Here is a 17,985-nt window from a genome sequence, read left to right on the forward strand (position 1 = left end):
AGCGCCTCCTTTTTTTGTTTTATCCTTTCTTGGCTTCTTTGGCCCAAGAATCTTTTAAAGTAACAGTCCTATTGAATACTAGTTTATCCGCTGTAGTATTTTTATTATCTAAATTAAAATACCCTAAGCGAATAAATTGATATCCTTTTCCTGATTCAGCATTTGCCAAGTCAGGTTCTGCATAGGCTTTTTCTATAATCTGTAAACTATTTGGATTAATTGAAGATTTAAAATCTTCAGCAGCGGCTGGATTTTCATCCTGAAATAGTCTATCATATAAACGTACCTCAACCTCTTTAGCATGAGGAACAGATACCCAATGAATTGTTCCCTTTACTTTCATTCCTGAAGTATCTTCGCCAGATTTAGAGTTAGGAACATAATCACAGTAAACCTCTGTTACATTTCCATTTTCATCCTTCTTAAAGTCAGTACATGTTACGATATAACCATGTTTCAAACGAACTGAAAGACCTGGTCCTAAACGGAAGAATTTCTTTGGTGCATCCTCCATGAAGTCGTCACGCTCAATCCATAATTCCTTGGAAAATGGGATAACTCTACTTCCTTCTCCTCCTTCAACTTCTGGATTATTTTCTCCAATTAATTCTTCAACTTTACCTTCTGGATAATTGTTGATTATTAATTTGATTGGATCCAAAACGGCCATTCTGCGCCATGCAGTTTTGTTTAAGTCCTCACGAATACAGAATTCCAACAAACTAACATCAATCATGTTTTCACGTTTTTGGATTCCTATACGGTCACAAAAATTCCGAATACTTTCTGGAGTATAACCACGTCTTCGAAGTCCTGATATTGTAGGCATTCTCGGATCGTCCCAACTTTCAACAAACTTTTCATTAACTAATTGTAGTAATTTACGTTTGCTCATTACCGTATAGGTAAGGTTTAATCGAGCGAATTCATATTGTTTTGATGGAAATATCTCTAATCTTTCAATTAACCAGTCGTATAGGGGTCTATGAGGAATAAACTCTAATGTACATACCGAATGTGTGATTTTTTCAATTGAGTCCGATTGACCATGTGCAAAATCGTACATTGGATAAATACACCATTTATCTCCAGTACGGTGGTGATGCGCATGCTTAATACGGTAAAGAATTGGATCGCGCATATGCATATTTGGACTTGCTAAGTCTATCTTAGCTCGCAATACTTTCTCGCCATCTTTATATTTACCATCACGCATTTCTTCGAATAACCTTAAATTCTCTTCGATTGATCGACTACGAAATACAGTTGGCACTCCTGGAACCGTAGGTGTTCCTTTAGAAGAAGCGATTTCCTCCGCCGTACTGTCATCAACATATGCTAAGTCATTTTTGATTAAATTGACCGCAAATTGATATAAAGTATCAAAATAATCCGAAGTGTATAATTCTTCTGCCCATTGGAATCCTAACCATTGAATATCTTTCTTAATGCTTTCTACGTATTCAACATCCTCAGTTACTGGATTGGTGTCATCAAATCGCAGGTTTGTTTTGCCATTGTACTTCTGTGCTAAAGAAAAATTTAGACAGATCGACTTTGCATGTCCAATATGAAGATAGCCATTTGGCTCTGGTGGGAAACGGGTTAGGACACGCCCATCATGCTTCCCTGTACGAAGATCCTCTTCGATAATCTCTTCAATAAAATTCAATGATTTTTCTTCTTCTAACATGTAGCAAAGTTAGCTATTTCATCGATATTATGGATAATCGCATAACGAATACTTATTTGTTTTTGCTTATTTTCGAATTTAAATTATGGAACTATGAATCTGAGAGTTTTAACACTTGTTTGCCTATTGCTTCCGATGGTATTATTTGCTCAAAAAAAGGAAAAACCCGCGGTACTAATCTATGGGTCTGATATTACTGCATTAAGTGCTGCAATTCAATCTGCGAGATCCAATGTTCCGACTGTCCTTGTGATGGATAAACCGATCCTTGCTGAAGAAATTACCACAGAAGTTTTGAAAATTGAAAGTAATAATAATCTTGATGGTGGTATTTGGATGGGTATTTTAATGGAGATGGCAATGTCGAAAAATAGGGATGACTCATTGGCGCAAACTGTAAAACTTGATTTTAATCCACGACTTGCTCGAAATTCCATTGATAAATTTATCAATCAGCTGCCCAACTTAACAATTCTTAAAGATAAATCCGTCTCAAAAATTAATAAGGGTAGAAAGAAATGGGAAGTTACTCTTTCAGATAATCAGAAATTTGATGTAATTTCTGTAATTGATGCAAGTGAGTCCGCTGCTTTGTTAAAAACAAGTGGACTAAATCTAGATTCAGCTGCGCGGCTCAACTTTACACCTGCCTCTGAAATGAGTTTAGAACTGAGTAGAACTACTTTGGCTGTAGGCGATTTAAACCAAACGGTAAATGTAGTCTTCTTACAAGATATTCTTAATTCTGAAAAAGATAATTTCTTCGATATAGGTCGTCTAAGAAATATACCAATAAATGCAGAAAGTATACCATTTAGATCAGCATTCGGTCAAGCTATTGGAGCTACTGCTGCATATTCAGCATTTTTTAAGACGACAACTAAAAGCATCGATATAAGAAAGCTACAATCTGAACTGTTAACATATAAAGCAAGATTAATTCCTTATCAAGATGTTAAAATCAACGATGTACATCTCAATGCTATTCAAAAATGCTTTTTAACAGGTTTCTTTTTAGGGATTGAAAGTGATAATAAATATGTATTTAATAAATCTGGAATAGTAAGGTTTGATGATATTAAAGACGTTTTGAATGATATTTATACCCGTAGTCAGCTATGGTTCCTGGATAATTATAGAAACGATGATTTAACATGGAAAGACTTAATGGGTTTAATCCGATTTGTATCCTTCAAAGGCGATGAGGTTGAAAAGCAGATAATAAAAGATTGGAGTACGAAATTAAAATTCGAAGGAGAGTATAATCAGGAAAACAAAGTTACTCGTGAACAATTTGCGGTTGTCACAGATCTTTTCTCGACAGCTTTTGCTAAAGCCATCAATCTTGATGGTAGCTTTGTTAAATAGAATCCTTAATTAGAATGAAAAAAATAGGCCGCCCAACAAACCTGTTGAGCGGCCATTTTTATGGTAAATAATCCTATGGGTTAAGTTTATTTATATGCAAATACAGTTGCCATACTTTCGTTATTGGTAAATGTAGTATCTAGGTTGATCAATTGGCCTGTTCCTATATTGATAACCATTCCATGAATAGCTAAATCAGCGCCATTCTTCCATGCATTTTGAACGATTGATGTAGAAGTTAAATTAAAAACTTGCTCTTTAACATTCAATTCAACCAATTTATTAGCTTTCTCTTCTTGATCTTCAATTGCATCTATCTCAGAGGCATGTAAACGATATACATCTTTAATATGGCATAACCAGTTGTCGATAATCCCGTATTGTTGAGAGCTCAAAGATGCAGCAACACCCCCGCAACCATAATGACCAGCAACGATGATATGCTTTACTTTTAATACATTAACTGCATAGTCTAATACAGCTAACATACTCATATCCGAATGCACGCACATGTTTGCAATGTTACGATGTACAAACACTTCTCCTGGTTTTTTACCAGTTAGTTCATTCGCAGGAACCCGACTATCTGCGCAACCAATCCACAAAATTTCTGGGCTTTGTCCTTTTGCTAATTGTTGGAATCTACCTGTTGTATCCTTTTCAACGAAGTTCATCCAATCTCTGTTACCTTCTAAAATCTGATTAAATCCTGTTTCTAAATCTTTATGTCCCATTTTTAAATTTTATTTTTATCTGATCTTCGAAAAGATCATACAAGTTTCTACAATTATTTTAAATTAAACTACTTTCTTAAGTTTTTGTTTTTTCTGGATGGTTTTCCTTTTGTAGGTCACATCATTTAATTCAATTTCTAAGCCTTTACTCAACGCGTTCTGCTCGAAATCTTTAATCACATCTATAACATCTTTGTCAATAAATTTACTCTTTTGACCATCAATAACAATAGATTTTACACTCTTTGGAAGGTTGTATAGCTTCTGTTGAATTGGAGCTTTGTTAAGAAAGGTTACCTCCTCTGCTAATGTTATGATCGCCGTTTCTTTATCTTCTTGATCAGTTGATTTGATGTTTAAATGGTATGCATTATGCATGTTAGCGCGTAAAATATAGAAAGTTGCCACAAGGATACCAATTCCAACCCCTGTCAACAAATCAGTCAATACAATTGCAACAATTGTTACTACAAATGGAATAAACTGATCCAAGCCTTTTTTCATCATTTGTTTGAATAATGCAGGCTTTGCTAATTTAAATCCAGTATGTAATAGAATTGCTGCTAAACCAGCTAAAGGTATCAAATTGATAATACTTGGAATAGCTAATAAAGCAACTAATAACCATAAACCGTGTAGGATGGCAGATTGTCTAGTGCGACCGCCTGCATTGGCATTTGCCGATGAACGAACAATAACAGAAGTCATCGGTAGTCCCCCTAATAATCCACTAGTTATGTTTCCGATTCCTTGTGCAACTAATTCACGATTTGTTGGTGAATTGCGCTTCAATGGATCTAATTTATCCACAGCCTCGATGCTTAATAAGGTTTCCAAACTTGCAATGATTGCAATAGTAAATGCCACAATCCAAACTTCTTTATTCAAAATCTGAGTAAAATCGGGAAATATAAATAATCCTTGGAATTCTGCTATCGAAGATACTACCGGAATACTAACAAAGTGATCTGGGTTCAATGCAAAAGATGTTCCTTGGAAAGCAAATCCTAAACCTACACCTAGTAATACAACCACTAAGGGTGCTGGAATTTTATTAAGCATCTTGATACTTGGCCAAAAGATCAATACAGCCAAGGATAGAAAACAGATAATGGTTGCACCCCAATTCACGCTCGAAAGGATAGTATTTGTGAAAGCAGTTATCCCTCCATGCTCAAAATCAAATGCATTGCTCTCTGTTAACCCAAAAGCCAAAGGAATCTGCTTTAAGATAATCGTGATTCCAATCGCTGCTAACATTCCAAGAATAACCGCTGATGGAAAATAATTTCCAATCATTCCCGCTTTGATAATTCCTAATATTAATTGAATTGCTCCTGCAATAAGAACCGCCAGAATGAATGTTTCATAGGCTCCGAGCTTTTCAATTGCTCCCAATACAATTACTGTTAATCCTGCAGCTGGACCGCTGACAGATAATGGTGATCCTGAAATAGATGCTACTACTATTCCTCCAATAATACCGGTTAAAATTCCGGCAAACAACGGCGCTCCAGAGGCCATTGCTATTCCCAAACATAATGGCAATGCCACTAAAAATACTACAATACTTGCTGGGAAATCATATTTTAAGTCCCTTTTTGATAATTTCAAAAAAGCAGACGTTCTTGTACCAAACATAAACCTTAGTTTTAATTTTTTTTAATTCAACAAATGATAAAATGATTCAATATGCCCATTAAGAGGTCATAAAATGACATCAGAATATTGCATAGACTTTAAAAGTTGAATTAACAGTTTGGAGGTGGGGTAGGAACTGAGGCATGGTAGGCACAAATACTCTTCTCATTTTTAAGGTAGTGCTTTATGCCACCCGTATTTTCAACGGTTGGATTAAATGCTAAGAAATCAAAATCGCCCGGTCTAAAAATCTTGATGCCTGTCTCATGTAAATCTTCATTGTTACTGTTGGCACCTTTTGCGGTATTCTCAATTTCAAGCTGCATGACTACTTGAAGAACTGTACCTTTATCAAGTACATCTACAAACATAGGCGTAATAGAGATTAGCATCTTCGTAAAAAAGATAAAGAAGCATAATTTTGCTGCTAATAGTCTATAAGCTTTTGTAAATATGTGATCTTTTATAATCATAAACTGAACAAAAATAAAATTTAATTTCAAAAAAAATTCTTTTTTGAAATTTTATTATGAAAAAATTACAAAAGTCATGCCTTTTGTCTGAATTCTTAATATTTTGTTAACATTGTTTTGATTAAAATCTTAAATTGATTAATTATATCTTTATTCATATTTTCATTCTAGCGTTTTATTGCTATAGCTTATGAAAGAACAATTTATCGAGAAGATTACATCTTCTTATAGTCCAAAAGGACCTTATATTCAACTTGGATCAGGAATTCTTAATGCTGAAATCATTACAGATGCAAAAGTAAATCTTGCATTAAAAATGATGAATCGTCATGGTTTAATCGCTGGTGCAACTGGTACCGGTAAAACTAGAACCTTGCAATTAATGGCTGAACAATTGTCTGATGCAGGGGTACCCGTTTTTATGCTTGATGTGAAAGGCGATCTTTCAGGTTTGGCAGAGCCAGGAAAAACAAATGATGCTTTAATTGAACGTGGAAACGCAGTTGGAATTCCTTTCCAGCCTTCAGGTTTTCCTATTGAATTATTTTCCCTATCAGGGAATTTAGGTGCGCCTATGCGTATTACAGTTGAAGATTTTGGTCCTGTGCTCTTAGCCCGCATCCTAGATTTAAACGACACACAAGCGGGGGTACTTAGTGCCATATTTAAATATGCTGATGATACGCAATTACCAATTGTTGACTTTCAGGACCTCAAAAAATTACTGAGTTATCTTTCTGATGGACCTGGAGCCGATGAGATTAAAAATGACTACGGCAAGATTTCAACAGCAAGTGCAAATACGATATTAAGAAAGATCGTTGCAATTGAACAACAGGGCCTAGCACATATTTTTGGAGAAAAGGAATTTGATATCCAGGATCTGTTCGGAAAAGTCGATGGCAAAGGAGTAATTACCTTATTGAATATTTCTGATATCCAAGACCAACCTCTCTTATTTTCAACATTCTTATTAAGTCTCCTTGCTCAATTATTTAAAAAACTTCCTGAAGTTGGGGATTTAGACAAGCCGAAACTTGTATTCTTTTTTGATGAAGCGCATTTACTATTTAATGGCGCATCCAAAGCGTTCTTAACTCAGATTGAACAAATCGTCAGATTAATCAGATCAAAAGGGGTTGGAGTATTTTTCTGTACCCAAGCTGCAACGGATATTCCTGAATCTGTCCTAGGACAATTAGGTAATAGAATTCAACATGCTTTAAGAGCTTTTACTCCTAATGATGCAGATAATTTAAGAAAGACAGTCAAAACCTATCCAACTTCAAATTTTTATGAAATCGATAAGGTATTGACGGCTCTAGGAACGGGGCAAGCACTTGTGACCGTACTCAATGATAAAGGTATCCCAACGGAGGTAGTAGCTACTCATTTAGTCCCTGCAAGAGCCGTGATGGGGCCTTGTTCAGCAGATTTATATCAAGAGCTGATTCAAAATTCCGAATACCGTTCTAAGTATCAGGAAAGGATTGAAAGGCAAACTGCCTCTGAAATCTTAGAAGAACGTCAGAAAATCGCTGAGGCAAATCAAGAAGCGGAAAGTGCTCGACAAGAAGCCGAAAAAGCAGCCTCTAAAACAAGTAACTCTAAATCCAGAAGGCAAACTCCATTAGAGGCAGCTCAAAACCAAGCAAGTCGAACTTTAGCCAGAGAAGGAGCCAAATTATTAGGAAAAATTGCAAATGGAATCCTGAACTCCATCTTCAAAAAGAGATAATTTTAAAATACTATATTTGCATACGAAAAATCGAGTACTAAACTAAAATTTACATTATGGGAAAACCAATTTTGGTGGTTCTAGCAGCTGGGATGGCTAGCCGTTATGGTTCATTAAAACAAGTAGATGGCTTCGGCCCTCATGGAGAAACGATTATCGATTATTCAATTTTTGATGCTATTCGCGCTGGTTTTGGAAAAGTAGTTTTTATTATCCGTGAAGAATTTGAACAGGTAATGCGTGAAAAATTTGATGCTAAACTTGCTGGAAAAATTGATGTAGCATATGCATTTCAAAACTTTGACCTAAGAAAGTTTGGTGTAGATAGAGATATCGAACGTTCTAAACCATGGGGTACTGCTCATGCTGTCATGAGTGCAAAGGATGAAGTTGATGGCCCTTTCTGTGTGATTAATGCAGATGACTTCTATGGATACGATGCCTTTAAGAAAATGGCTGATTTCTTGTCAAATGAAGCTGATGATACGCACATGTCTTTAATGGGATTTGAACTTGGTAATACTATGTCTGATTATGGATATGTATCTCGTGGTGTTTGTGAAGTTACTAATGAAGGACATATGGCTTCTGTAACTGAGAGAACGAATATATATTATGATAATGCTGAGGGTGATAAGAGAATCGTATTTGAAGAAAATGGAGTTAAGAACGAATTGCCGGCAGATGCACGTGTTTCAATGAATTTCTGGGGATTTACTCCCAAAATCTTTGATGTTGCGATGGAGATGTTCCCTAAGTTTGTTGATGAAAATGCCGATAATCCTAAATCGGAATTCTTTATCCCTTCTGTACCGGATCACATGGTGAAAAATGGACAAGCTGATTTTAAAGTAATTCCTACTTCTTCTAAATGGTTCGGGGTTACTTATGTTGAGGATAAACCTATTGTTCAAGAAAGTATCTCTAAATTAGTTGCAGATGGTGAATATCCAGAAAAATTATTCTAGGAATACTTTATAATATTTAAAATGGCAGGCTTCGTCCTGCCATTTTTGTTTTTAAACAATATTGATAACTTTATTATTTAAATCTATTTATGATGTTCAAGAAAATGATGATGTTTCTCTTATATGTGATTACTGGAATACTTGGATTTGCAGCACTATATTTTGCAGCAGATTTTATCTTTTCTCGAATCCCTGCGAACAGTAATGACCCTAATTCAAAAAAGGAAATAACAGCATACATCTTATCCAATGGAGTTCACACTGACATAGTACTACCGGTGAAAAACGAGTTTGAAGATTGGACAAAGATATTTCCAATAGAGAACACAAAAGGAAAATCAATGAACAACTCATATATTTCAATAGGCTGGGGTGATAAAGGGTTTTATCTAAATACACCTGAATGGAAAGATCTTACTCTAAAAACCGCCCTAATCGCAGGATTTGGAATTGGTGAAACAGCTTTACATGTTACTTATTATAAAAATATGGTTGAAAACGACCTTTGCTATAAAATTCAGATCGATTCTATTCAATACAGTATATTAAAAAACTATATTATTGATGCCTTAGATAAAGATGCTGAAGGTAAACCAATCCTGATTCATACAAATGCCCAGTATGGGGATAATGATGCCTTTTATGAAGCGAAAGGAGCCTATAGTTTATTCTATTCCTGCAATACGTGGTCTAATTCAGCTCTTAAGAAGGCAAATATGCCTTCTGGAATGTGGACTGTATTTGATAAGGGAATACTTCAACATTACCATAAATAGAGAAAGCTCGAAATAAAATTCCGAGCTTTCTCATTCATATAAGGGGGTAAACTTTATCTATTTAACCTCTTCGAAATCTACGTCCTGAACATCGTCCGCGCCACCTTGGTTTCCACCATTGTTCGCTTGACCGTTAGCATCGCCTTGAGCTTGTTGCTGCTGTCCTGCACCTTGTTGTGATGCTGCGTACATTTCTTCTGATGCCGCATTCCATGCGTTTTGAAGTTCTGCAGATACTGCCTCAATCTCAGCGAAATTCTTGTCAGCATGTGCTTTCTTCAATTTCTCTAATCCTGATTCAATTGGAGCTTTTTTATCTGCCGAAATCTTATCGCCATATTCTTTCAATTGTTTCTCAGTCGAGAAAATTAAAGCATCAGCAGAATTTAACTTATCTACTTCTTCTTTTACTTTTTTATCCGCTTCAGCATTTGCTTCTGCCTCTTGTTTCATTTTCTTAACTTCTTCATCAGATAATCCTGAAGAAGCCTCGATACGAATATTCTGTTCTTTACCTGTCGCTTTGTCGATTGCAGATACCTTGATGATACCATTGGCATCGATGTCGAAAACAACCTCAATTTGTGGGATACCACGTGGAGCAGGAGGGATGTCAGTCAACTGAAAACGTCCTAATGTACGGTTCTGAGCCGCCATTGGTCTCTCTCCCTGTAATACATGGATCTCTACAGATGGTTGATTGTCTGATGCAGTCGAAAATACTTCCGATTTACGGGTAGGAATAGTTGTATTTGCTTCAATTAATTTTGTCATAACACCTCCCATAGTTTCGATACCTAATGAAAGTGGAGTTACGTCTAATAACAATACATCTTTAACTTCTCCTGTTAATACACCACCTTGAATTGCAGCACCCAATGCTACAACTTCATCAGGGTTTACACCTTTTGAAGGTTCTTTTCCAAAGAATTTCTTAACAGCATCTTGAATAGCAGGGATACGTGTCGAACCTCCTACTAATATTACTTCATCAATATCTGAAGTGCTAAATCCAGCGTTTTTCAATGCCGTACGACATGGTTCAATTGTACGCTCGATAAGTGGAGCCACTAAGCTTTCAAATTTAGCACGTGATAATGTGCGAACTAAGTGCTTAGGACCTGATCCATCTGCTGTAATATAAGGCAAGTTTATCTCAGTTGATGTTGTGCTCGACAATTCAATTTTTGCTTTTTCAGCTGCATCTTTTAAACGTTGCAATGCCATTGGATCTTTTCTTAAATCCAATCCACCGTTCTCGTCTGCAAATTCATCTGCTAACCAGTTGATAATAGCATTGTCAAAGTCATCTCCACCTAAGTGAGTATCACCATCCGTAGATTTAACCTCAAATACACCATCACCCAATTCTAAAACTGAAACGTCATGTGTACCACCACCACAGTCAAAAACTACAATTTTCATGTCTTTGTCTGCTTTCTCTAACCCATAAGCTAATGCTGCTGCAGTTGGTTCATTGATGATACGCTCCACTTTTAAACCAGCAATTTCACCCGCTTCTTTTGTAGCCTGACGTTGCGCATCATTAAAATATGCAGGTACTGTAATAACTGCACGTGTTACTTCTTGTCCTAAGTAATCTTCAGCAGTTTTCTTCATTTTTTGAAGAATCATTGCAGAGATCTCTTGAGGAGTATATTTACGATCACCAATCTCAACTCGTGGAGTATCGTTATCGCCTTTTACTACTTTATAAGGAACTTTATCAATTTCGCCTTTAGCTTCGTTATACGTAACACCCATAAAACGCTTGATTGAATAAATTGTGTTCTGTGGGTTTGTAATTGCTTGACGTTTTGCTGGATCTCCAACCTTGCGTTCCCCGCCTGCTACGAATGCAACAACTGATGGTGTAGTACGTTTACCCTCGTTGTTCGCAATAACTACCGGCTCATTTCCTTCCATTACGGCTACACATGAGTTGGTAGTTCCTAAGTCGATTCCTATAATTTTTGACATATCTTGTTGTGTTATCTTATTAAATGTTTAAATGATTTCTATTGTATTAACAACGCTTATGCCAAACAGTTTTTTTTCAATTTGTCATATTTAAGTCGGAAATATCTGCATTGAATTGTCATCTGAGCGTGACAATATGTCATTTTTTCCTAAATATTGGAATTATATGTATTTTTGAAAAAATTATTCCAAACATGACTTTTGACGAATACCTGAGTTACTTCGAGGATATCTTAAACAATACTGAAGCACACGAAGCATACTCTACAAACGCTGACTATCTAAACTATACAAAACTTAATTGGTCTAGAATGAACAGGTGGCTGAAAAAATTTGAACCTTCAGCTCAAATGAAAGAGTGCATCGAAAATATCAAAGACCCACAACATTGGATTTTGATTACCGAACCTTGGTGTGGTGACGCGGCACATTCCGTACCTCAAATCTATAAGATTGTTAATAATAACCCTTTTATCGACTTAGATATTCAACTGAGAGATACTGAACCTTTTTTAATCGATGATTACCTCACCAATGGCGGAAAATCTATCCCTAAATTAATTATTCGTAATGATGTAGGGCATGATAAAGTGGTGTGGGGACCAAGACCTGATAAACTTCAGGAAATCTTCGAACAGCAAAAAGCAGAAGGAAAACCTTTTGAAGAAATTAAAGAAGCCATCCAAAAATGGTATAATGAAGATAAAGGTGAAGAAATACAGAAAGAATTAACAAAACTGTTGTCTGAATAATAAATGACCTGCAGTTGTGCGATGCCCCCAAAAAGTTAAACTCTTTCTGGGGGCATTTTTATTCTCATAATCGAAGTTGTCCTCCTATTCTTTCAATAAATCCAATTTAAAACATATTAATATTCAAAGATATTTTCCAACTTTAAAATAAATCACTCTTTAAAAGCATAAAATCATGAATATAGAAGAACTGCGTGAATATTGTATAGCTAAAAAGTATAGCTCAGAAGAGACTCCTTTTGGTCCAGATACATTAGTGTTCAAAGTTTTAGGGAAAGTCTTTTTATTGGTAGGTTTGGACCAGATTGATCAATTGTCATTTAATGTAAAATGTGATCCCGAATATGCCGTTGAATTAAGGGGAAAATATGAACATACTGTCTTCCCGGGATATCATATGAATAAAAAACATTGGAACACTGTTCATGCAAATAGGCAATTAGCAGATAATAAGATTTTTGATTTGATCGATCATAGCTATGTTTTGGTTGCTCAATCCCTAACTAAAAAAGATCGCGAACTTCTAGCAAAAGAATAATCATAAATTAAATCGCTCCCTGACCTCCTCAGAGTAACTACCCCCAATTGGGATTTCTATATCATTTATCCAGATGGAATGTCGGTCTAGCTTACGAATCTGTTCTATATTGATTACATAAGATCTATGCACCTGCAGAAAATTATTGTCAGCCCATTCTGAAAGAAATTCCTTGATAGTCATTCTAGCCAGCACTTCTCTCTCCTTCAAGATAAATCGAATATAATTTCCTACCGCCTGAAGCACTAAAATGTCTTTTAAATCTATTTTAATCATTTGATAACCGTCTTTGACGAATAGAGTAGGGTTATTGTCCAAAATTCCCTTTAATTCTAACAACTCCTTGGCGCGTTGACATGCCTTCTCAAAACGCTCGAAGGTATACGGCTTTAATAGATAATCCAAGGCCTCTAGCTCAAATCCTGACAAGGCGTATTCCGAATAGGCGGTAGAAAAAATGACCATTGGCTTCTCAGGCAATTCCTTAAAAAGATCAATGCCATTAATATCAGGCATACGAACATCTAAGAACAGCAGCTGTACCTCATTATCCTTCAGATATTCCTTGGCCTCCAAGCCATTCAAAAATTGTTTCTCCAAATTAATAAAGGATATTTTATCAGCATATCTGCGGATAATATCAAGTGCAATCGGCTCGTCATCTATTGCAATCGCCTTAATCATGAGTTCATCGTTTCAGTTTGAACAGATGTCGGAACAACATCCAAATCAATCGTTAAAAAAACAAAATATTCCTGCTGATTTTGCTCCATAACCAGCATATAACGGTCTGGGTAGGTTAAATCCAATCTGGATTTTACATTCTCTAACCCTATACCTGATTTTGTCCGTTCTAAATCAGTTCCTTGAACCTTATGGATACTATTATAGACAGAAAACTTCAGCTGATTATCTACAACATCTGCATTCACTTTAATCCATGAAGGCTTACTCATACTTATTCCATGTTTAAAAGCATTCTCAACAAAAGGTATTAATAGCATCGGCGCAATATAAAGGCTATCTAAACTGTCTACAATTTCATGCTCAATCTTAACATTTTCCACAGTTTCTGTTCTCAGGCTTTGAATAGCGATGTACTCTTTCAAATAACTTAAATCCCTAGATAATGGAATTTGATCTTGTTGATTTTCAAAAATCAAAAACCGCATCATCTGACTTAACCTTTGAATTGAATCTGCTGTACGGTTAGCATCTTCTTGCAGTGCAATCCCATAAATACTGTTCATAACATTGAATAGGAAATGTGGATTGACTTGAGATTGCATGAGCTTATACTCAGCAGCAGTTTTGCCCAAATCCTTGCGTAGGGAAGCAATGGTTTTGCTATTGGTTCTAAATTTATAAAAGTAATAATATGAGAACCCTAAAACCACAGCCAAACACAGTGCTCCTAATACAATGATTTTATCACTGAATCGACCATGGATCGCTTGAATAAAAAAGGCAAATGGCAAAAAGATCAAAATGCCACTCAGCAATGCTAAAAGAATATACTCGGAAAGTAAAATGGTCTTTTTGTATAAGAATTCTAGTAGTATATAATTGTTCAGTGCATAGATGATGTATGCATATGGGGCAAACAAAATTAAAATCCCTAGATGCCTGTGAATAGGAAAGCTAACCATACTGAAAATAATAGTTAACCCCACTGTTAACAATAATTCAGTAATAAATTTTCTGAATTTGTTCTTTTTAGAATCTTCGTTTGATTTCATATTGCTTCTATAAAATTATAAAAATACCCTGTAGTATTTGACAAATTGGTTATTTTGAATGAATCATTTGTTCCTTCAGCATACGCTATATAGTCCTCCATGTAATTATTGGGTACTATCAGGATGAAACATTTTGGATATTCATCTTGAAGCAGATAATAATTTATAGAACGGGTTTGTTCTTTAGTTTGATCTAAATAAACCCAATTAGATACCTCTCCAATATCTATAAAACTTATTAAAAATCGAATAATATAGTAGAACATCATTTCTCCGTATTTTTTTTATCAATTCTTTGACACAATGATATTGAAGAAATTTATCGCCTTCGATTTTTTGTGATAAATCATTAAAAAGAAATGATGAATCCTGATTTCAATGTAAAAATGCTGAATCAATCTAATTTCATCTTGGCAGAAATGAATTCATTGGTTTAATTAATCCTATCTTTGCCACTTGTTTGGCAGCCTGCCAATTTCATTTATTTAATAATTAAAAATTCATAATGCCGTACTCCCGATTATTATGGTCCATTTTTGGACTTTTTCTCTTTTTAACGAGCTGTATTAAAGATGAGGCGAAAAACATGGAAGCTGATATTACCCAGGTGTCCATTGCTGACAGTTTGATTAATGCTAAACCTATCGTCAACAACCGAAATGTGGTAATCTATGTAAAGCCTGGAAAGGTAAATCTTAAAGAGTTCTCTTTAGAATTTGATCTGACTCCTGGTGCTACCTCTATCCCAGAATCTGGTTCTGTCCAGGATTTTTCCCAACCCGTATATTACGAAGTAGTTTCTGAAGATGGTCAGTTTAAAAAACAGTATTCGGTTACATTACTTGAATCTTCAGTTCCCCAAAATTTTGACTTTGAACTATTCAAACAGGATGAAAAAAAGAAATGGATTTATTTCTATGAAGAAGTTCAAGGTATCCAACAAGAACTTTGGGCATCTGGAAACTCTGGATTTGCATTAACAGCTGGGACAAATCCTACAGAAAAATCTTACCCAACACAAGCAACTGATGACCCTAAATTGGTGAAGTCTGGTAAATATGCCGCTTACCTAGAAACAAAATCAACAGGATTCTTAGGCTCATTAGTCAAAAAGCCAATTGCTGCAGGAAATCTATTTATCGGTTCCATGTTTACCAAAAGCATAATTGATATACAAACCCGATTTGGGCTTCCATTTAATCGTGTTCCTCTTTCTTTATCAGGTTATTATAAATATGAACCAGGCAAAAAAGTTATCGATATGAACGGTAAAGAGGTTAATGTGATTGATGAATGCGATATCTACGCTGTATTGTTTGACCGTGTAGCTTTAATGAAAGCTACAGAAAACGATGATGTTGATCCTGGAAGAACTTGGTTGAACGATAAAGATGTGCTTACTAGCCCACATATCATAGCTTTAGCACAGTTAAAAAATACAGGGCCAACAAAATCGGACGAACTTGTGAAATTCGATATCCCTTTCGAATATAAAAAGCAATATAGCCAAAATGATGTAGATGCTTACCGATATAGTATTGCTATTGTACTTTCTTCTAGTAAGTATGGTGCAATTTTTCAAGGTGCTGTTGGCAGTAAGTTAATTGTAGATGAAGTAAAAATCAACGTAAGGTAATGAACAGAATAAAAATCAATATAAAGAATTCAATTTTAAGTGTCATAGGTCTAATGTTAGCATTTAACCTAAGTGGTCAAGAACTGCAAAAAGGTAAAATTAGAGTCGATGCAGAACTGGGAACCAAAATTGGAGGAGCTTCTCCATTAGGCTTACCAACAGAAATTAGAAAGATTAACGGTTTTAAACCAGCGTTGCCATTTTTTGTAGGGGCAAAAGTTACTTATGGAATTGATGATAATTGGGGTGTTCAATCCGGTTTAATCTTTGAAGGTAAAGGAATGAAAACTGAAGCAACTGTAAAAGGTTATAGAACTACTTTTAATGCCGATGAAGATCCATCCCAAAATGTAAGAGGTTATTATTATGGTGATATTACAACCAATGTTGAAAACTTGTACCTAACTATTCCAGTTTTGGCAACTTATCAACTTTCAGAAAATTGGAGATTGCATGCGGGTCCTTATGTTTCCTTTGCGGTACAAAGAAAATTCTATGGTCTTGCAACTGATGGATATATCCGCGATGAAGAACCAACTGGTGAAAAAGTAGGTATTGTGGATGCTGCATACGATTTCAGCAAACAGATTAGAAAAGTTGATGTAGGAATGAGTATTGGAGGGAAATATGACATCAACAAAAAATTCTATGCTTCAGCTCAACTTGACTATGGATTCAACAGCATAATGAAAACTGGTTTTGAAAGCATTAGTTTCAACATGCATAATATCTTTATGAACATAGGCGTAGGAATGAGACTTTTCTAGCCCTAGATTACCAAAATGCATAAAAAAGAGAGATGTTAATATACCAACATCTCTCTTTTTTATATTTAAGTATAGACTAAAACATTAACACCTACCCCCCCCCAGCACATAAACACCCAACCTCCTCAACACTTAACACCCATCCTCCCAACTCTCAACCCTCCAGTTCTTATGTCTTATGTCTACTGTCTACTGTCTCCTCTACATTTTCAACCCGATTTCTCTCAATCTTTCGTCCAAATATTGTCCTGCGGTGTAATCTGCATAAGCTTTTGGATGTTCTGCATCTATGCAAGAGTCTAATGATGCTAAGCTCATATTTGATTTTGGATGTAAGAAAAATGGAACAGAATAACGAGAGTTTTTCATCAATTCACGAGGAGGATTGACAACACGATGTGTGGTAGACTTCAATTTATTATTCGTTAATCTTTGCAGCATATCGCCTACATTAACGACTATATCCTCGCCTTTTGCTTTAATGGCAAACCATTCCCCTTCCTTTGTCAACACCTCTAATCCATCAGCACTTGCGCCAATTAATAAAGTGATTAAATTAATGTCTTCATGAGCTCCTGCGCGAACAGCATCTGCTGGAATAGCATCAGGGTTCTCTATAGGGAAATAATGGATGGCGCGTAAAATCGAGTTTCCATTAATAACATATTGTTCGAAATAGTCTTCAGGTAACTCCAAATATGTAGCAATGGCTTTTAATAAATTGCGACCTGCATCTTCGAGTTTCTTATATATTTCTGCTGTAACCTCATTAAAACGAGGTAATTCGGCAACTAATGGATTGTCCGGAAAATCCGCTTTTGAATATTCCTCCCCAACGATTGTTTGTCCCCTCTGCCAAAATTCTTTCAAATCTGGTGTCTTCGAATCCTTTGCTTTTTCTTTCCCTTTCGATGTATATCCTCTTTGCCCTGCTAATTCAGGAAATTCATATTTATCTTTTATGGTTGCGGGTTGATCGAAAAACTCCTTTACGACCTGATATAATTCATCAATAAGTTCATGAGATAGGCCATGATTCGCAATGGTAACGAATCCTGTCTCGTTAAATGCTTTGCCGATATCTGACACGAATTGTTGGCGTTCTTCAGAACTGCCAGCCGTAAAATGTGTCAGGTCTAATCTTGGAATATTTACTAATGCCATGTTTTTATTTGTTTGATG

Annotated in this window: 16 protein-coding genes; 8 read left to right on the forward strand and 8 right to left on the reverse strand. The window is 35.6% G+C overall.

Translation table 11 applies throughout. The annotated features are described in order from the left end of the window. Nucleotides 1-19: 19 nt before the first annotated feature. Complete coding sequence (locus E0Y80_RS02630; protein WP_156305848.1) at nucleotides 20-1,693, reverse strand: glutamine--tRNA ligase/YqeY domain fusion protein; 1,674 nt, start codon at nucleotides 1,691-1,693, stop codon at nucleotides 20-22. A 93-nt stretch (nucleotides 1,694-1,786) separates the two neighbouring features. Between E0Y80_RS02630 and E0Y80_RS02635 the strand changes: the two genes are divergently transcribed. Next, the gene (locus tag E0Y80_RS02635) at nucleotides 1,787-3,061 is read left to right on the forward strand and encodes an FAD-dependent oxidoreductase (protein ID WP_156305849.1); all 1,275 of its coding nucleotides are present in this window, start codon (nucleotides 1,787-1,789) and stop codon (nucleotides 3,059-3,061) included. Between the two features lie 86 nt (nucleotides 3,062-3,147). Here the strand turns inward: E0Y80_RS02635 and E0Y80_RS02640 are convergent, their stop codons facing one another. The 3 genes from E0Y80_RS02640 to E0Y80_RS02650 form a co-directional block, all read right to left on the reverse strand. Beyond that, nucleotides 3,148-3,795, reverse strand: coding sequence for a carbonic anhydrase (locus E0Y80_RS02640; RefSeq protein ID WP_156305850.1), 648 nt, complete (start codon nucleotides 3,793-3,795; stop codon nucleotides 3,148-3,150). Nucleotides 3,796-3,858: 63 nt separating this feature from the next. Beyond that, on the reverse strand, nucleotides 3,859-5,436 hold the full coding sequence (locus E0Y80_RS02645; protein WP_156305851.1) for a SulP family inorganic anion transporter: 1,578 nt from the start codon (nucleotides 5,434-5,436) through the stop codon (nucleotides 3,859-3,861). A gap of 110 nt (nucleotides 5,437-5,546) precedes the next feature. Beyond that, nucleotides 5,547-5,939 carry a hypothetical protein gene (locus E0Y80_RS02650; protein WP_197091462.1) on the reverse strand — a complete coding sequence of 131 codons (393 nt, stop codon included), beginning with the start codon at nucleotides 5,937-5,939 and terminating at the stop codon, nucleotides 5,547-5,549. A gap of 160 nt (nucleotides 5,940-6,099) precedes the next feature. Here E0Y80_RS02650 and E0Y80_RS02655 point away from each other — a divergent pair, with 160 nt between their 5' ends. The 3 genes from E0Y80_RS02655 to E0Y80_RS02665 all read left to right on the forward strand — a co-directional run bounded on the left by E0Y80_RS02655 (nucleotide 6,100) and on the right by E0Y80_RS02665 (nucleotide 9,391). Next, a complete protein-coding gene (locus E0Y80_RS02655; protein ID WP_156305853.1) occupies nucleotides 6,100-7,647 on the forward strand; it encodes a helicase HerA-like domain-containing protein in 1,548 nt (515 codons plus the stop codon). 56 nt (nucleotides 7,648-7,703) lie between these two features. Beyond that, nucleotides 7,704-8,615, forward strand: coding sequence for a nucleotidyltransferase family protein (locus E0Y80_RS02660; protein ID WP_156305854.1), 912 nt, complete (start codon nucleotides 7,704-7,706; stop codon nucleotides 8,613-8,615). Nucleotides 8,616-8,704: 89 nt separating this feature from the next. Continuing rightward, nucleotides 8,705-9,391 (forward strand): TIGR02117 family protein, encoded by a 687-nt coding sequence (locus tag E0Y80_RS02665; RefSeq protein WP_156305855.1) that lies wholly within the window; start codon nucleotides 8,705-8,707, stop codon nucleotides 9,389-9,391. 57 nt (nucleotides 9,392-9,448) lie between these two features. On the opposite strand, the gene dnaK is transcribed toward E0Y80_RS02665, so the two are convergent. Then, the gene (gene dnaK, locus E0Y80_RS02670; protein ID WP_156305856.1) at nucleotides 9,449-11,371 is read right to left on the reverse strand and encodes a molecular chaperone DnaK; all 1,923 of its coding nucleotides are present in this window, start codon (nucleotides 11,369-11,371) and stop codon (nucleotides 9,449-9,451) included. A 194-nt stretch (nucleotides 11,372-11,565) separates the two neighbouring features. Here dnaK and E0Y80_RS02675 point away from each other — a divergent pair, with 194 nt between their 5' ends. Then, on the forward strand, nucleotides 11,566-12,123 hold the full coding sequence (locus E0Y80_RS02675) for a thioredoxin family protein (protein WP_156305857.1): 558 nt from the start codon (nucleotides 11,566-11,568) through the stop codon (nucleotides 12,121-12,123). Between the two features lie 175 nt (nucleotides 12,124-12,298). Beyond that, entirely contained in the window at nucleotides 12,299-12,661 is a 363-nt protein-coding gene (locus E0Y80_RS02680; RefSeq protein ID WP_156305858.1) for an MmcQ/YjbR family DNA-binding protein, read from the forward strand. On the opposite strand, the gene E0Y80_RS02685 is transcribed toward E0Y80_RS02680, so the two are convergent. Next, the gene (locus E0Y80_RS02685) at nucleotides 12,662-13,345 is read right to left on the reverse strand and encodes a LytR/AlgR family response regulator transcription factor (RefSeq protein ID WP_156305859.1); all 684 of its coding nucleotides are present in this window, start codon (nucleotides 13,343-13,345) and stop codon (nucleotides 12,662-12,664) included. Further along, nucleotides 13,342-14,400 carry a sensor histidine kinase gene (locus E0Y80_RS02690; protein WP_156305860.1) on the reverse strand — a complete coding sequence of 353 codons (1,059 nt, stop codon included), beginning with the start codon at nucleotides 14,398-14,400 and terminating at the stop codon, nucleotides 13,342-13,344. Before E0Y80_RS02690 ends, E0Y80_RS02685 begins: the two co-directional genes overlap by 4 nt. A gap of 505 nt (nucleotides 14,401-14,905) precedes the next feature. Between E0Y80_RS02690 and E0Y80_RS02695 the strand changes: the two genes are divergently transcribed. Beyond that, nucleotides 14,906-16,036 carry a PCMD domain-containing protein gene (locus E0Y80_RS02695; protein WP_156305861.1) on the forward strand — a complete coding sequence of 377 codons (1,131 nt, stop codon included), beginning with the start codon at nucleotides 14,906-14,908 and terminating at the stop codon, nucleotides 16,034-16,036. Continuing rightward, nucleotides 16,036-16,803: a porin family protein gene (locus tag E0Y80_RS02700; RefSeq protein WP_156305862.1), complete on the forward strand. Its 768-nt coding sequence runs from the start codon at nucleotides 16,036-16,038 to the stop codon at nucleotides 16,801-16,803. Before E0Y80_RS02695 ends, E0Y80_RS02700 begins: the two co-directional genes overlap by 1 nt. Before the next feature lie 201 nt (nucleotides 16,804-17,004). Here the strand turns inward: E0Y80_RS02700 and E0Y80_RS02705 are convergent, their stop codons facing one another. Next, nucleotides 17,005-17,967, reverse strand: a complete 963-nt coding sequence (locus E0Y80_RS02705; RefSeq protein ID WP_156305863.1) for an isopenicillin N synthase family dioxygenase — start codon at nucleotides 17,965-17,967, stop codon at nucleotides 17,005-17,007. Nucleotides 17,968-17,985: the final 18 nt, after the last annotated feature.

Origin of the sequence: Sphingobacterium endophyticum, assembly GCF_009733535.1 — a bacterium.
In the GTDB taxonomy this organism is placed as follows: Bacteria; Bacteroidota; Bacteroidia; order Sphingobacteriales; family Sphingobacteriaceae; genus Sphingobacterium; species Sphingobacterium endophyticum.

Bases quoted from the DNA above. Each gene is read 5' to 3' on its own strand.
- E0Y80_RS02630 (WP_156305848.1), bottom strand. From the start codon at position 1,693: ATGTTAGAAGAAGAAAAATCATTGAATTTTATTGAAGAGATTATCGAA.
- E0Y80_RS02635 (WP_156305849.1), top strand. From the start codon at position 1,787: ATGAATCTGAGAGTTTTAACACTTGTTTGCCTATTGCTTCCGATGGTA.
- E0Y80_RS02640 (WP_156305850.1), bottom strand. From the start codon at position 3,795: ATGGGACATAAAGATTTAGAAACAGGATTTAATCAGATTTTAGAAGGT.
- E0Y80_RS02645 (WP_156305851.1), bottom strand. From the start codon at position 5,436: ATGTTTGGTACAAGAACGTCTGCTTTTTTGAAATTATCAAAAAGGGAC.
- E0Y80_RS02655 (WP_156305853.1), top strand. From the start codon at position 6,100: ATGAAAGAACAATTTATCGAGAAGATTACATCTTCTTATAGTCCAAAA.
- E0Y80_RS02660 (WP_156305854.1), top strand. From the start codon at position 7,704: ATGGGAAAACCAATTTTGGTGGTTCTAGCAGCTGGGATGGCTAGCCGT.
- E0Y80_RS02665 (WP_156305855.1), top strand. From the start codon at position 8,705: ATGATGTTCAAGAAAATGATGATGTTTCTCTTATATGTGATTACTGGA.
- dnaK (WP_156305856.1), bottom strand. From the start codon at position 11,371: ATGTCAAAAATTATAGGAATCGACTTAGGAACTACCAACTCATGTGTA.
- E0Y80_RS02675 (WP_156305857.1), top strand. From the start codon at position 11,566: ATGACTTTTGACGAATACCTGAGTTACTTCGAGGATATCTTAAACAAT.
- E0Y80_RS02680 (WP_156305858.1), top strand. From the start codon at position 12,299: ATGAATATAGAAGAACTGCGTGAATATTGTATAGCTAAAAAGTATAGC.
- E0Y80_RS02685 (WP_156305859.1), bottom strand. From the start codon at position 13,345: ATGATTAAGGCGATTGCAATAGATGACGAGCCGATTGCACTTGATATT.
- E0Y80_RS02690 (WP_156305860.1), bottom strand. From the start codon at position 14,400: ATGAAATCAAACGAAGATTCTAAAAAGAACAAATTCAGAAAATTTATT.
- E0Y80_RS02695 (WP_156305861.1), top strand. From the start codon at position 14,906: ATGCCGTACTCCCGATTATTATGGTCCATTTTTGGACTTTTTCTCTTT.
- E0Y80_RS02700 (WP_156305862.1), top strand. From the start codon at position 16,036: ATGAACAGAATAAAAATCAATATAAAGAATTCAATTTTAAGTGTCATA.
- E0Y80_RS02705 (WP_156305863.1), bottom strand. From the start codon at position 17,967: ATGGCATTAGTAAATATTCCAAGATTAGACCTGACACATTTTACGGCT.